Raw genomic sequence first — 13,852 nt, forward strand, 5'->3', positions numbered from 1 at the left:
GGCCTCAGCCCACACAACCCTCCAGGCTCACACCCAGCAGTTTCTGGGCTTCCACTGCGAACTCCATCGGCAGTTCCTTGAGCACCTCGCGGCAGAAGCCATTGACGATCATCGGCACCGCGTCCTCGGCGCTTATGCCGCGCTGCCGGCAGTAGAAGAGCTGCTCATCACTGATCTTCGAGGTGGAGGCCTCATGCTCGACCTGGGCGCTCGGGTTCTTCACATCGATATAGGGGAAGGTGTGCGCGCCACACTGGCTGCCCAGCAGCAGGGAGTCGCACTGCGTATGGTTGCGGGCACCCGTCGCGGCCTTCTGGATCTTCACCAGGCCACGGTAGGTGTTCTGTCCATGGCCGGCGGAAATGCCCTTGGAGAGAATGGTGCTACGCGTATGCCGGCCGATGTGGATCATCTTGGTGCCGGTGTCTGCCTGCTGGTGATTGGCCGTCAGGGCGACCGAGTAGAACTCGCCGACCGAATAGTCGCCCTGGAGAATCACCCCTGGATACTTCCAGGTGATCGCGGAGCCGGTTTCGACCTGGGTCCAGGAAATCTTCGAGTGCGCGCCGGCGCACTTGCCGCGTTTGGTCACGAAGTTGAAGATCCCGCCGCGCCCTTGAGCATCGCCCGGGTACCAGTTCTGCACCGTGGCGTACTTGATCCGGGCGTTATCCAGCGCGACCAGCTCGACCACCGCCGCGTGCAGTTGGTTATTGTCGCGCATCGGTGCGGTGCAGCCTTCGAGGTAGCTCACGTAGGCGCCCTCCTCTGCAACGATCAGCGTGCGCTCGAACTGGCCGGTATCCGCGGCGTTGATGCGGAAATAGGTCGACAGCTCCATTGGGCAGCGCACGCCCTTGGGCACGTAGCAGAAAGAGCCGTCGGAAAACACCGCCGAATTCAGTGTGGCGAAAAAGTTGTCGCTGTAGGGCACGACCGACCCCAGGTATTTGCGCACCAGTTCCGGATGATTTTGCACCGCTTCGGAGAAGGAGCAGAAGATCACGCCAACTTCGGCGAGTTTGTGCTTGAAGGTGGTCGCCACCGAGACCGAATCGACCACGGCATCCACCGCAACTCCGGTCAGGCGCTCCTGTTCGGCGAGCGAGATGCCAAGCTTGCCAAACATCTCGCGCAGCTCGGGATCGACCTCGTCAAGACTATTGGGCCCCGGCGTTTTCGGCTTGGGTGCCGAGTAATAGATGATGTCCTGGTAGTCGATGGGATCAAAGTGGACGTTCTGCCAGGTGGGCTCGCGCATCGTCAGCCAGTGGCGATACGCCTTCAGGCGCCAGTCCAGCAACCACTGCGGTTCGCTCTTCTTCGCCGAGATCAGGCGGATGAGGTCTTCATTGAGCCCGCGCGGGGCCGCGTCGCTCTCAAGATCAGAGACAAAGCCGTACTTGTAGGCGCGATTGCTGAGCTCGCGGATCCTGGCATTGTCGGTACTCATCGCTGATGCCTCCTGCTGTTGGCAGGACGATGTGATCGTTTAACTATACTCCTTCCCTATCGCTTGCAACTCGAGCTCATCCTTAGCGTTCAAACATCCGACGACTGCCGCAACAGAATGTCGTTGCCGTCCACCCGCACCTCGAATTGCTCGACTCGATAAGCCGGTTCTGTGAGGCATTCACCGCTGGTCACGTCGAACTCGTAGGCGTGAACCGGGCAAATCACCACGTTGTCGCAGAGTATTCCTTCGCCCAGCGGCCCGTCTTCGTGCGGGCAGGTGTTGTGGATGGCGAAATACTCGCCGTCCACATTGAACAGCGCGACGGGCGTTCCCCCAAGGTTCACGGTCTTGCCGTTTCCCGGTTCGATATCGCCTACGCAGGCGACCTTGACGAATTCACTCATGGTGTCACTCCAGGAGGCATAAGAGATTCCGGGTGTAACGCATACTCGTAGCAGCTGCCGAAGGCTGCGTTCGAATGCGAAGCGGTCGTAAATCCTGCCTCCTCGGTCGATCTGGAAGTCCGCATCGCATGATTTCACGACCGCTTCGCGGCCGAACGCAGGCTTCGCCAGCTGCTACAGATTGCGTACTGACTTAACTGACTGACATTTCTTGATAGTTATTTTAGCTTCTGGATCTGCTGCTGATTCGTCGGGTCTCGCCCGCCAAGACTTGTTTACAGCAGCAGTAGGCTACGCTTTCAGCAGCTCATTGCTCATATTTCGCGCAGGACTGACGTGATGACCGAGCCCCTCCTCAGCTTCGAAGCACTCAAACGCGCCGCGGCCAGCGGTGAGATCGATACCGTGCTGGTCTGCATGGTTGATATGCAGGGACGACTGGTGGGCAAGCGATTCCAGGTCGAGTTTTTCATCGACAGCGGCCATGAAGAGACCCACTGCTGCAATTACCTGCTGGCCGACGACATCGACATGGAGCCGGTGCCGGGTTACGCCGCGGCCAGCTGGAGCAAAGGCTATGGCGATTTTGTGCTCAAACCCGACATGGCCACATTGCGGCGCGTGCCGTGGCTGGAATGTACGGCGCTGGTGCTCTGCGACGTGCTCGATCATCACCACAGAAAGGATCTGCCCCACAGCCCACGGGCAATCCTGAAAAAACAGGTCGAACGACTGCACGAGCGCGGTTACAGCGCCATGTTCGCCTCTGAGCTGGAGTTCTACCTGTTCGATGAGAGTTACGCGGCCATCCACGAACGCAACTACCACAAGCCGAAAACAGCCGGCCACTACATCGAGGATTACAACATCCTGCAGACCACCCGCGAAGAGCCGGTGCTGCGGGCGATTCGCAAACATCTGCAGGCATCGGGAATTCCCGTGGAAAACTCCAAGGGTGAATGGGGGCCGGGCCAGGAAGAGATCAACATCCGTTATGCCGATGCCCTGACCATGGCCGACCACCACGTCATCATCAAGCACGCCTGCAAAGAGATCGCGCAACTGCAAGGCAAGGCGATCACGTTCATGGCCAAGTGGCGCTATGACGCCGCCGGTTCCAGCAGCCATATCCACAATTCGTTGTGGGACAAAAATGCCAAAAAGCCGCTGTTTTTCGACCCAAAGGCCGAATTTGGCATGTCGAAATTGATGCGTTCCTGGGTGGCCGGGCAGCTCAAATACGCCAATGACATCACCTGTTTTCTCGCGCCCTACATCAATTCATACAAGCGCTTTCAGGCCGGCACCTTCGCGCCGACGCGGGCGGTGTGGAGTCGGGACAATCGCACCGCGGGCTTTCGGTTGTGCGCAGAAGGCAGCAAAGCCATCCGCATCGAATGTCGCATCGGCGGCGCTGACCTCAATCCCTACCTGGCCTTCGCCGCCCTGATCGCCGCGGGCCTGGCCGGTATCGACGAAAAGCTCAGCCTGGCGCCCCCCTTCGAGGGCGATGCCTACCTCGACGAGCACTTGCCTGAAGTCTCGAAGACCCTGCGCGAGGCCTGCGCCGCGCTCCGGGTCTCGACTATGTTGCGTGAGGCGTTCGGCGATGAGGTGATTGACCACTACGTGCACACCGCCGACTGGGAGCAGAAAGAGTACGACCGACGGATAACCGACTGGGAACTGCAGCGCGGCTTTGAGCGCTATTGAGACCACCATGACTTCGATGATTCAACTCATCTCACCGGTCGATGGCCGGGTCTACGCCGAACGCCGCTGCGCCGATGCGACGCAGATCGAACAGGCTCTGGCGGCTGCCGCTGCCGCCCAGGCGCAATGGAAGCGCCGGCCATTGAGCGAACGCGCCGTTTTCTGTAACGCCGCGGTGGACGCGATGCTGGCAATGAAGGCTGAAATCGTGCCGGAACTGGCTTGGCAGATGGGCCGCCCAGTACGTTTCGGTGCCGGCGAGCTGCGCGGTTTCGAAGAGCGTGCCCGCCACATGATTGCGATTGCGCCTGAGGCACTGGCAGCGCTAGAGCCCGCGCCTGTCGCGGGCTTTCGGCGTTATATCCAACGCGAGCCACTGGGTACGGTGCTGGTCGTCGCACCCTGGAACTACCCGTACCTGACGGCGGTGAATACGATTATCCCGGCGCTGATGGCCGGCAACAGCGTCATCCTCAAGCACGCCTCGCAAACGCTGCTGGTCGGCGAACGCTTCGCCGAGGCCATGCGCCGCGCCCATCTGCCCGCTGGCCTGTTTCATAACCTGTTGCTCGACCATCACCAAACCGCCGCGATCATTGCCTCAGGACGTGTGCAGCAGGTGAACTTCACCGGTTCAGTCGACGCGGGCAAGGCAATAGAAATCGCCGCCGCCGGAAGCTTCCTCGGTATGGGCCTGGAGCTCGGCGGCAAAGATCCGGCCTACGTGCGAGCAGACGCCAACCTTGAGCATGCCGTGGAAAACCTGGTGGACGGCAGCTTCTTCAACTCCGGGCAAAGCTGCTGCGCCGTCGAGCGTATATATGTCGATGAAAAAATTTACCCGGCGTTTGTCGAGCGCTTCGTCGCCTTGACCCGTCAATACGTGCTCGGCAACCCACTCGACGAAGCCACCACGCTCGGCCCACTGGTCACACCAAGCGCCGCTGAGTTCGTTCGCGGGCAAATCGCCGATGCATTGTCGAAGGGCGCCCGTGCGCTGATCGATCCGAAGACCTTCCCTGCTGACGCGCCGGGCAGCGCCTACCTCGCGCCGCAGGTGTTAGTCGACGTCACGCATCACATGTCGGTGATGCGTGAGGAAAGCTTCGGTCCGGTGGTCGGCATCATGCCTGTCGCCAGCGATGACCAAGCCATCTCCTTGATGAACGACAGTGAATTCGGGCTCAGCGCCTCCCTCTGGACCCAGGATCTCGCCGCCGCCGAACGTATCGGCAACGAGATCGCCACCGGCACCGTGTTCATGAACCGCTGCGACTACCTGGACCCGGCCCTGGCCTGGACCGGGGTGAAGAACAGCGGGCGCGGCATAACGCTGTCACGCCTGGGCTTTGAGCACCTGACCCGCGCCAAATCCTTCCATCTGCGCCACGAGACCTGAGCCATGAGCCTGACCGCGAACTGGAACTACCCCACGAGCATCCACTTCGGTGTTGGCCGTATCGCCGAGCTGGCTGAAACCTGCCGCAGTCAAGGTATCCAGCGCCCGTTGCTGGTCACCGACAGTGGCCTGGCACGTGCGCCGATCACCACCGCAGCGCTGGAATCCTTGCGCGACGCCGGCCTCGGCGCTGTGCTGTTTTCTGACCTCAAGCCCAATCCGGTTGAGGCCAATCTGGCAGGTGGGCTCGACGCCTGGCGCGCCGGCAACCACGATGGGGTGGTCGCCTTCGGTGGCGGCAGCGGCCTGGACATGGGCAAGCTTATTGCCTTCATGAGCGGCCAGACCCGACCGGTATGGGATTTCGAAGACATCGGCGACTACTGGACACGCGCCGACGAAGGCAGCATCGCCCCGATCATTGCAGTGCCGACCACTGCGGGTACCGGATCCGAGGTGGGGCGTGCGGCGGTGATCATCGACGAGCGCACGCACACCAAACGCATCATTTTCCACCCGAAGATGATGCCGCGGGTGGTCATCAGCGACCCGGCGCTCACCGTCGGCATGCCGGCAAAGGTCACCGCCGGTACTGGCATGGATGCGTTTGCGCATTGCCTGGAATCGTACTGCGCCCCCGGTTTTCATCCGATGGCCGAAGGCATTGCGGTGGAAGGCATGCGCCTGGTGGCCAATGCCCTGGTGCGGGCAGTACGTACACCTTCCGACCTTGAGGCGCGAGCGGAAATGCTCGCGGCTGCTGCGATGGGCGCCACTGCCTTTCAGAAAGGTCTGGGCGCGATACACGCGCTCTCACATCCGGTGGGCGCCCTGTACGACACCCATCACGGCATGACCAATGCCACCTTCATGCCCTATGTATTGAAGTTCAATCGTCCGGCCATCGAGGAACGCATCACCCGCCTCGCGGCTTATCTGCGTCTGCCCTCTCCAGGTTTCGATAGCTTCCTGGCCTTCGTCCTCAAGTTGCGCAAGGACATCGGCGTACCGCATACGCTGTTTGAGCTGGGGGTGGATGATCGGCAAGCCGATCTGATCGCGGACATGGCGGTTGTCGACCCCACTGCCTGCGGCAACCCGCTGCCATTGACACGCAACGGCGCGGCAGAAATTTTCGATGCGGCTTATCACGGCCGTCTTTAGAGCCCTCATCTGATCAAGATCAGATGCGACTGACCGACTCACCGCGGCAGATTTTTAATCGACATTGACGCAACGACAGTGAGTAGATTTCAAAGATGAAGTTCTTTCGCAAGCACGCTGAGTCCCATAAACATGACCGGATCGGCTGGCTTCGAGCCTCGGTACTGGGCGCCAACGACGGCATTGTATCGACTGCCAGTCTGTTGATCGGGGTGGCCGCAGCCAATGCCACCCACAGCACGTTACTCGTCACCGGTATCGCCGGGCTGGTGGCAGGTGCAATGTCGATGGCGGCAGGAGAATACGTCTCCGTGCACTCCCAGGCGGATACCGAACGGGCTGATCTATTGCGCGAACAAACAGAGCTTGAGACGGCTCCGGTTGCTGAGCATAGGGAGTTGGCAGCTATCTACATGGGGCGCGGCGTTGAACCCGAGCTCGCCAGAAAAGTCGCAACGCAACTCATGGCGCACGATGCACTGGGATCACATGCGCGCGACGAACTGGGCATTTCTGATGCGCTCAGCGCAAAACCACTGCAGGCAGCACTGTCCTCGGCGGCGAGTTTTATTGTTGGCGCAGCATTACCGCTGGGCGTGACCATCCTCGCACCACCTCACAGTGTGATCCCGTGGATATCGGGCATGTCACTGGTATTCCTGGGTACATTGGGAGGTATTGCCGCCAAGGCTGGTGGCGCCGATCTTCTGATGGGGGCATGGCGGGTGACGCTGTGGGGCGCGCTGGCGATGGCCATTACGGCTGCAGTCGGTATTTCATTCGGTGCGGTTACTTAGCGTTTATATGAAATGTACTTGAGAACAGGAATTGACTCAGTCCCCCCCTATTCGACCTGCTACTCTTTCACCCAATAGCAACTCAAGGGTTCTCGCCGTGGAAGGCATTCCCCTTCTTTGTGACCCACGCAGCTATTGGCCTGCCAAGGAGCCGGAAATGAAGCATGCGTTTTTTGCAATGATGACTCTACTCTTTTGCTCATCGACTATTGCTTCCTCCCCAGATGGGGAGGCGCTTTACCAAGAGAACTGTAGCGTCTGCCATGGGCCTCAAGGCATTGGGGGATCAGCACCTAAATTGGCTGGAGATGCCAGCGAGTGGAAGTCAACGGTATTTGAACGGGCCGTATTGAACGGTATTGATGACCATGGAAAGCCTCTAAAGGGGCCAATGCCACACTGGAAGGGTGCCAGCTTCAAATCTGACAACGGTGCGACACCAAACAAACTTGAGGTTGATGCAATACAGCAATACCTGCATAAGCAGAAGTAGTGTATCCGTTCCGGATAGACGATTAATCAGAGTCTGATTTTTTCATTCTGGCGCCAGCCGGAACCTCAAATATTAAAAAATGCCGTTTGCGTTATGAATCCTTATCGACGCCCTCTGCAGTGGATCAACTGACCCCAGACTTGATGGTGAGGCGGACAAACCTAAGATGTTGTGGTCGGGGAAAGTACCCCTCGCGTGCCTGATCGGCACAGGAGCTCGCACTTTCGAGGTTCGTCATGCTTGCAGTAACGCTGATCAATACGCTGGTGGTGATCGTAGCGGTGTTGATCCACTACGAATGTCTGTCGCGCCTGAACGACTGGCTACCCAGACTTAAGGTCTGGAGCCGATTCAGAATCGTGGTTGGCGTATTCGGTGCGCTGCTGGCCCATGCGGTAGAAGTCTGGTGCTTCGCACTGGTTTATTACCTGATGGCTGGCTCTGGCGAGTGGGGAAGTCTGAAGGGCAACTTTGACGGCTCGTTCATGGACTGCGTGTACTTTTCCTTCACCACCTTCACCACGATCGGTTTCGGCGATATATCCCCCATGGGGAAACTCAAGTACCTGACTGGGTTGCAGGCACTGACCGGTCTGGTACTCATCTCCTGGACCGCATCGTTTCTGTTTCTCGAGATGCAGAGGTACTGGAAAGGCAAATGACGTTTCCTGTTTCCTGTTTCCTGTTTCCTGTTTCCTGTTGCCAATGACATCCGGCGCGAGGAGCCTCTTCGGGTTTGCGTCTTTGCATCTGGATCATCAGCGTCCCCCCCGTTCGTCGCCCCTCCCCTACAGCGCTCAAATGAAGTGTTTGTCTGGACTCACAACGCCTATGCATAGGCTCTTTCAAAACCAGTGTGCTGTCACTTGATGGCCGCGAGCAGGTCACCGGTTTTCAAATGCTCGGCGAGATGCTAGGCCTGGATGCGATCAGTGCAGAGCAGCACGCCTGCAATGCTTTCGCCCTTGAGGACAGCGAGGTTTGCCCCATCCATTTCGCCCAGTTGGAGAAGCTCGCCCATGAGCTGCCTTCACTGCAGCACAATCTGAACAAACTCCTGAGCAGGGAAATCGTCCGTGATCACAGCATGCTGATGATGGGCAACATGAGCTCGGACGAACGCCTGGCGGCTTTTCTGCTTAATCTGTCTCAGCGGTTCGGCATTCGCGGTTATTCATCCAGGGAGTCTGTCCTGAAGATGCGGCGCGAAGAGATTGGTTCCTACCTTGGACTGCGTCATGATCCTGACGATACCCGGCAGGTCATTCACCGTCTCAGCCTATAAAGAAATCGCCCCCCGGAGGGTCGGATATCGGCGTTCCGGGGGGCGATTCAACGCTCATGACTGCAACACGCTCTGGCCTCATCACGGCGTAATCGCAACCTTCATCACCCCGTCACGTTGCTGGGCAAACAGCTCATAAGCCGCTTCGATATCGTCCAGTTTGAAACGGTGGGTCACCAGCGGTGACAGATCGACGGCGCCGCTGGCCACCACCGCCATCAAGCGGCGCATACGCTCTTTGCCGCCAGGGCACAGCGTGGTAACGATGCTGTAATCCCCCAGACCAGCAGCAAAGGCATCCAGGGGAATTCGCAGGTCACTGGAGTACACCCCCAGGCTGGACAGCCGGCCGCCGGGACGCAGTACCCGCAGGGCGGACTCGAACGTGCCCTGGGTTCCCAATGCTTCAATGGCCACATCGACACCGCGCCCATCGGTCAGGGCCATGATCTGCGCAACCACATCGCCGTCCTTGAAGTTGACCACATGGGACGCCCCCAACCGTCGGGCGACGCTCATCCGCTCTGCCACGGTGTCGACGCCGATGATGGTGGTCGCGCCTTTGAGGCGTGCACCGGCCACTGCACAGAGCCCGATCGGCCCGAGGGCGAATACCGCCACCGTATCGCCAATGCTCACCTCGCCCCGCTCCGCCCCGGAAAAGCCGGTGGACATGATGTCCGGGCACATCAGCACTTGTTCGTCGCTGAGACCGTCCGGGATCGGACACAAGTTGGCCAGGGCGTCCGGCACCAACACGTACTCGGCCTGGCAGCCATCGATGATATTGCCGAACTTCCAGCCACCCGTGGCCCGGAAGCCATGACGGGTGTCCGGGCCATCCTGTGAGGCACAACCGCACAGGCAGGCATAACTTTGACCGCTGGGGGTGATTGCCCCGGCGATTACCCGTTGCCCTTCAACAAAGCCGCGTACCTGGGAGCCGAGGCGCTCGATAACGCCCACCGGTTCATGGCCGACGGTCAGCCCTTTGGCGACGGGATACTCGCCGCGCAGAATGTGCACGTCTGTGCCGCAGATTGTCGTCGTGGTAATACGGACCAGCGCATCCAATGGGCCGACCTCCGGGATCGGTTTGTCATCGAGGACGATCCGATTCTTCTCGACAAATATCGCCGCTTTCATGACTGCCATGACGATCTCTCCTGCCCCTGTACAGGGGCTTGAATTGAACACGAGGCTCAGAATGCGCCGGGGTCGCGGGCGAGCGATTGATCATGGTCAATAATTACCGGGAAGGTCCCAGCACACTTGAATGTGCAGACCAAAACCGACGGACGGCTTCGTACGGCAACGTACACAGCGCGCCATGGATTAATCTGTAGGTATCGGAAAACTCACTTTCGGACGGTGGCTGAAATGCTTGATGCTCCCAAGCCACAACAGAACCATCTTTTGGCGGCTCTTCCCGCATTAGCGTTGGAGCGTTTGTTGCCCTACCTTGAACTGATCACCCTGCCGCTCGGCAAGGTGCTCTACGAGTCTGGGGATGCCCTGCGCCACGTCTACTTCCCCACCGATTCCATCGTGTCTCTTCTGTATGTGATGGAAAACGGCGCATCGGCGGAGATTTCGGTGGTCGGCAATGAAGGCTTGATCGGCATCGCCGTCTTCATGGGCGGTGAAAGCACGCCAAGCCGGGCCATTGTCCAGAGTGCCGGGCATGCTTACCGGTTGCCCGGCCAGCGACTCAAGGATGAGTTCAACCGCCACGGGGAGATGCTCCTGTTGATGTTGCGCTACACCCAGGCGTTGATCACGCAGATGGCCCAGACCGCAGTGTGCAATCGCCACCACTCCATAGATCAACAATTGTGCCGCTGGTTGCTGCTGTCCCTCGATCGCCTGCAAGACAATCAGTTGATCATGACCCAGGAATTGATCGCCAACATGCTGGGCGTACGCCGCGAGGGCGTAACCGATGCCGCCGGCAAGCTGCAACGCCTGGGCGTCATCGAATACAGCCGTGGCCACATCAAGGTGCTGGATAGAACCAGGCTCGAAGAACTGAGCTGTGAGTGCTACGCCGTCGTCAGAAAAGAAACCGAGCGCTTGCTGCCCTATGTTCCGTTTAAACCGGCTCGCTGACCCGCACCTGCGTGTTCTAGCGTACAGACCGCCCTGCCGGCGTCACCCACACTGCAAGCACACGACGGTTCGGCACCTGTCACGCCCATTCAGGGCCCACGGTGCTGCAGGACATTCGCATGCCAATGACCACAAATCGGCCGGTCGAAAACCGACTACTCCAGGGGCTGTCGAAAATTGACTACGGCCGGCTGGAGGCGCAGTGCGATAACGTCGAACTGACCTTTGGCACCGTCCTGTGTGAATCGGGTCATCCGATCCTGCATGTGTACTTCCCGCAAACCGCGTTCATCTCTCAAGTGGTCACGTTACACGGCCACCCTCCTCTTCAGGTGGGCCTGATCGGTAACGAAGGAATGCTCGGGGCGACCCTTGCGCTGGGGGTGAATACCGCCCCCATGCGTGCCGTGGTGCAAGGGGCCGGCACGTGTCTGAGGATGAGCGGCTTACAGCTGCAGATCGCACTGCGCAATAGCCCGTTATTGTTGCGCAGGCTCAATCAATACCTGTATGTGCAGCTGATGCAACTCGCTCAAACCGCTGCCTGTACCCATTTCCATGAAATCGAACCGCGCCTGGCGCGCTGGTTACTGATGACCCACGATCGTGCGCACGCCAACCACTTTCATCTGACCCACGTGTCGCTGGCGAACATGCTTGGGGTTCGGCGTAGTGGCGTGACGTTGGCCGCTGGCGCACTGCAACAGCGTGGGTTGATCCGCTATACCCGCGGTGAAATCACGATTATTGACCGCAAGGGATTGGAAGCGGCGTCATGCGAATGCTATAGCGACACCCACTCGCTCCCACTATGACCTCGCCGTAAATCGGCACTGGGTTGCACGCTATTCACTCCAATGCAAATTCAGCGTTTCGACGGATTTACCATCGAGTGCAATGGTGTGGCGCTCTTCATGTCCATTGAAAGTGGCAATGACCAAGTATTTGTTGGCCGGTAACTGAACGTACACGATGGGACCGACCTGACTCAGCGACAACAGGGGGCTGCCTTTTTCGCTCTGGATCACCACGTCGACATTGCTTTGGTACTGATTGCCTTTACCTATTGAAAAGGTCATGTGCAGGTTGTAGCCCTGGGTCTGGAGCAAGGCCTGTGATTCATCCAGGCCAATGCCGCCTGATACATAGTGGATTCCATTCTGCTCCTGCGGCTCCAGCCGTACGACAGACAGGTCAGGCGATTCTTCGGTGGCCGCATGCACCACCAGGGGTGACACACCCAGCAATAGGGCCAATGCGAGTCTTGGAAGCGTTAGTGAATGACTGAACATCATGATGAATGCTCCTTGGATCGTACTGAAACGAATGACAGTGAATTGGGAAACTAATTTCTGATTTCGTGACCAATGACTCCGCCCACGGCCGCTCCACCGACAGTCCCCAAAGCGCTGCCTCCAGTCAGTACGGCCCCGCCGACAGCACCGACGCCAGCGCCAATGGCCGTGTTGCGCCCTCGTGTCGACATGCTGGGACAACCACTCAAACTGATGAGCAAGGCTACCGTTAAAGCGCCGAGCGTGAATTTGTGCAGGGTTTTCATGTTTTCTCCGGTGAGTGACTGGCAGCAATCTGCCTGTCACTCAGAGTGCGCGTGGTCGCCGGACGGGGTCTGTGCGCTAGTACACGGATAGCCGTTTGCTTTAGTGACAAGTGTCAAATCCTTCCCAGCAACAGCAACACGATCAGCACGACAACAACCACGCCCAACAAACCGCTAGGTCCATATCCCCAACTGCGGCTGTGCGGCCATGTCGGAATGGCGCCAAATAGCAGCAAAACCAGCAAGATCAACAGTATTGTGCCCAAGCTCATGGCGTTTCTCCTTGAGTCTGCAAGTGAGTGGATTATGTGCAGGCAGTGAGTCCCTTATCTGCACGGTGCATGTCACCAAATTGGCGCAAGTATCCGGTGCAGTCTGTACGGCAACACACATATCGTCATTGTTTGGTTGATCAGCTGCGCAGTCGTTGTTATTTCGCTTGTGCAACGCTTTTTGCAGTATTCAGGTTGCACAGTGTGTGATGGCGTACAGATCATTGCGACGATCAGGAGCAGGATAAAAATAACAACAGAGCAGCGTTCGCCGCAGCAGGTATGACCATGAACACAATGACCGATTCAGCGCTGGTACTGCGCATCAACGCACAGTGCCATCCATTGCTGTGCTACTTGCACAAGCTCAGTGGCGTACGTTACCTGGCAGTCTATGACGCAGCCGGCAGTTATGAGCTGAGCCCTATAAACGGCCACGCGAAACACGCGACAGACCACGAGCTAGCCAATACGGAAGTCTGGGAGAGACTGCCTTAGGCAGCCTCTCTAACCCAGTTGATCGATCATCACCGCGTAGCGTGTTCTGCTTAACGTTTGATCAGCGAAATCTTGGTGCCTTCAATGCTGACGCCTGCCATCAGGCCTTGCTGGTCAAAGACAAACGCATAGGCATCGTCTTTCAATGTCGAGCTCGACAGGTTTTTCGCGACACCTTGGTCAACCAGGACAACGGTCGGACCTACGCCAATTTCCCACCCCTTGGTCTCACGCACATAGTTAACCGCCTTGTCTGTCATCAGAAACAGCGCATAAGCATAGGACTGGGCACCCGCCTGCAGCCCCCATGAACCGGTGACTGTGTTGTAGTAACTGTCTGATTTGGGGCCTTTGAACATCACCCCCTCACCATAACTGCCGCCAAACACCAGGCCCGCTTTGATGACTTTAGGGAACACCAGCACAGCCTTGGCAGTGCGCGACATGGTCTCTGCCAACGGATTGGCTTTGTAGAGGATTTGCAAGGCATGCCGGGAGTCTTGATCCAGATCCTGGGCTGTTGCGGCGCTTGCAGTATTGAGCAAACCGGTTGAAGCCAGCGACAAAGTGGCGAGCGCGATAAATAGAAGTGAGCGTAGTGAGGTTGTCATGGTTGTACTCCAATGCCAGCGATACAAACGATGCGGCAAGCCGATAACCAGCATGAGGGGCAGCCGCCGACTGCACATTAGAGTGTAGTA

16 protein-coding genes and 1 pseudogene are annotated in these 13,852 nt (G+C 58.4%); 10 read left to right on the forward strand and 7 right to left on the reverse strand.

All coding sequences use genetic code 11. The annotated features are described in order from the left end of the window. Positions 1–4: 4 nt before the first annotated feature. Positions 5–1,453, reverse strand: a complete 1,449-nt coding sequence (sufB, locus tag NTD87_RS01130; protein WP_262111267.1) for a Fe-S cluster assembly protein SufB — start codon at positions 1,451–1,453, stop codon at positions 5–7. Positions 1,454–1,542: 89 nt separating this feature from the next. Continuing rightward, complete coding sequence (locus NTD87_RS01135; protein ID WP_262111268.1) at positions 1,543–1,860, reverse strand: Rieske (2Fe-2S) protein; 318 nt, start codon at positions 1,858–1,860, stop codon at positions 1,543–1,545. A 339-nt stretch (positions 1,861–2,199) separates the two neighbouring features. Between NTD87_RS01135 and NTD87_RS01140 the strand changes: the two genes are divergently transcribed. The 7 genes and pseudogenes from NTD87_RS01140 to NTD87_RS01170 all read left to right on the forward strand — a co-directional run. After that, on the forward strand, positions 2,200–3,573 hold the full coding sequence (locus tag NTD87_RS01140) for a glutamine synthetase family protein (protein WP_262111269.1): 1,374 nt from the start codon (positions 2,200–2,202) through the stop codon (positions 3,571–3,573). 7 nt (positions 3,574–3,580) lie between these two features. Then, positions 3,581–4,972, forward strand: a complete 1,392-nt coding sequence (locus NTD87_RS01145; protein WP_262111271.1) for an aldehyde dehydrogenase family protein — start codon at positions 3,581–3,583, stop codon at positions 4,970–4,972. 3 nt (positions 4,973–4,975) lie between these two features. After that, positions 4,976–6,136 carry an iron-containing alcohol dehydrogenase gene (locus NTD87_RS01150; protein WP_262111272.1) on the forward strand — a complete coding sequence of 387 codons (1,161 nt, stop codon included), beginning with the start codon at positions 4,976–4,978 and terminating at the stop codon, positions 6,134–6,136. A 95-nt stretch (positions 6,137–6,231) separates the two neighbouring features. After that, positions 6,232–6,933 carry a VIT family protein gene (locus NTD87_RS01155; protein ID WP_262111273.1) on the forward strand — a complete coding sequence of 234 codons (702 nt, stop codon included), beginning with the start codon at positions 6,232–6,234 and terminating at the stop codon, positions 6,931–6,933. Between the two features lie 157 nt (positions 6,934–7,090). Beyond that, complete coding sequence (locus NTD87_RS01160) at positions 7,091–7,426, forward strand: c-type cytochrome (protein ID WP_262111275.1); 336 nt, start codon at positions 7,091–7,093, stop codon at positions 7,424–7,426. A gap of 236 nt (positions 7,427–7,662) precedes the next feature. After that, positions 7,663–8,088: a potassium channel family protein gene (locus tag NTD87_RS01165; RefSeq protein ID WP_262111276.1), complete on the forward strand. Its 426-nt coding sequence runs from the start codon at positions 7,663–7,665 to the stop codon at positions 8,086–8,088. Between the two features lie 173 nt (positions 8,089–8,261). Then, positions 8,262–8,663: pseudogene (locus tag NTD87_RS01170) on the forward strand (Crp/Fnr family transcriptional regulator); the annotation flags it as partial. Positions 8,664–8,792: 129 nt separating this feature from the next. Here NTD87_RS01170 and NTD87_RS01175 read toward each other — a convergent pair. Next, a complete protein-coding gene (locus tag NTD87_RS01175) occupies positions 8,793–9,866 on the reverse strand; it encodes an NAD(P)-dependent alcohol dehydrogenase (protein ID WP_262111278.1) in 1,074 nt (357 codons plus the stop codon). Positions 9,867–10,091: 225 nt separating this feature from the next. On the opposite strand from NTD87_RS01175, the gene NTD87_RS01180 reads away from it, so the two are divergent. Together NTD87_RS01180 and NTD87_RS01185 are read left to right on the forward strand one after the other, a co-directional pair. Further along, positions 10,092–10,820: a Crp/Fnr family transcriptional regulator gene (locus tag NTD87_RS01180; RefSeq protein WP_262111280.1), complete on the forward strand. Its 729-nt coding sequence runs from the start codon at positions 10,092–10,094 to the stop codon at positions 10,818–10,820. Positions 10,821–10,939: 119 nt separating this feature from the next. Beyond that, positions 10,940–11,635, forward strand: coding sequence for a Crp/Fnr family transcriptional regulator (locus NTD87_RS01185; RefSeq protein WP_262111282.1), 696 nt, complete (start codon positions 10,940–10,942; stop codon positions 11,633–11,635). A 30-nt stretch (positions 11,636–11,665) separates the two neighbouring features. On the opposite strand, the gene NTD87_RS01190 is transcribed toward NTD87_RS01185, so the two are convergent. The 3 genes from NTD87_RS01190 to NTD87_RS01200 all read right to left on the reverse strand — a co-directional run bounded on the left by NTD87_RS01190 (position 11,666) and on the right by NTD87_RS01200 (position 12,653). After that, positions 11,666–12,115 (reverse strand): carboxypeptidase regulatory-like domain-containing protein, encoded by a 450-nt coding sequence (locus tag NTD87_RS01190; RefSeq protein WP_262111283.1) that lies wholly within the window; start codon positions 12,113–12,115, stop codon positions 11,666–11,668. A 50-nt stretch (positions 12,116–12,165) separates the two neighbouring features. Beyond that, on the reverse strand, positions 12,166–12,381 hold the full coding sequence (locus tag NTD87_RS01195; protein ID WP_262111285.1) for a glycine zipper 2TM domain-containing protein: 216 nt from the start codon (positions 12,379–12,381) through the stop codon (positions 12,166–12,168). Positions 12,382–12,494: 113 nt separating this feature from the next. After that, positions 12,495–12,653 (reverse strand): DUF3309 domain-containing protein, encoded by a 159-nt coding sequence (locus NTD87_RS01200; RefSeq protein WP_262111286.1) that lies wholly within the window; start codon positions 12,651–12,653, stop codon positions 12,495–12,497. Between the two features lie 288 nt (positions 12,654–12,941). Here NTD87_RS01200 and NTD87_RS01205 point away from each other — a divergent pair, with 288 nt between their 5' ends. Continuing rightward, the gene (locus NTD87_RS01205) at positions 12,942–13,151 is read left to right on the forward strand and encodes a hypothetical protein (RefSeq protein ID WP_262111287.1); all 210 of its coding nucleotides are present in this window, start codon (positions 12,942–12,944) and stop codon (positions 13,149–13,151) included. A gap of 50 nt (positions 13,152–13,201) precedes the next feature. Here the strand turns inward: NTD87_RS01205 and NTD87_RS01210 are convergent, their stop codons facing one another. Further along, positions 13,202–13,762 carry a lipid-binding SYLF domain-containing protein gene (locus tag NTD87_RS01210; RefSeq protein ID WP_262111288.1) on the reverse strand — a complete coding sequence of 187 codons (561 nt, stop codon included), beginning with the start codon at positions 13,760–13,762 and terminating at the stop codon, positions 13,202–13,204. Between the last annotated feature and the right edge of the window lie 90 nt (positions 13,763–13,852).

It is taken from the genome of Pseudomonas sp. 6D_7.1_Bac1, assembly GCF_025465945.1.
Lineage (GTDB): Bacteria > Pseudomonadota > Gammaproteobacteria > Pseudomonadales > Pseudomonadaceae > Aquipseudomonas.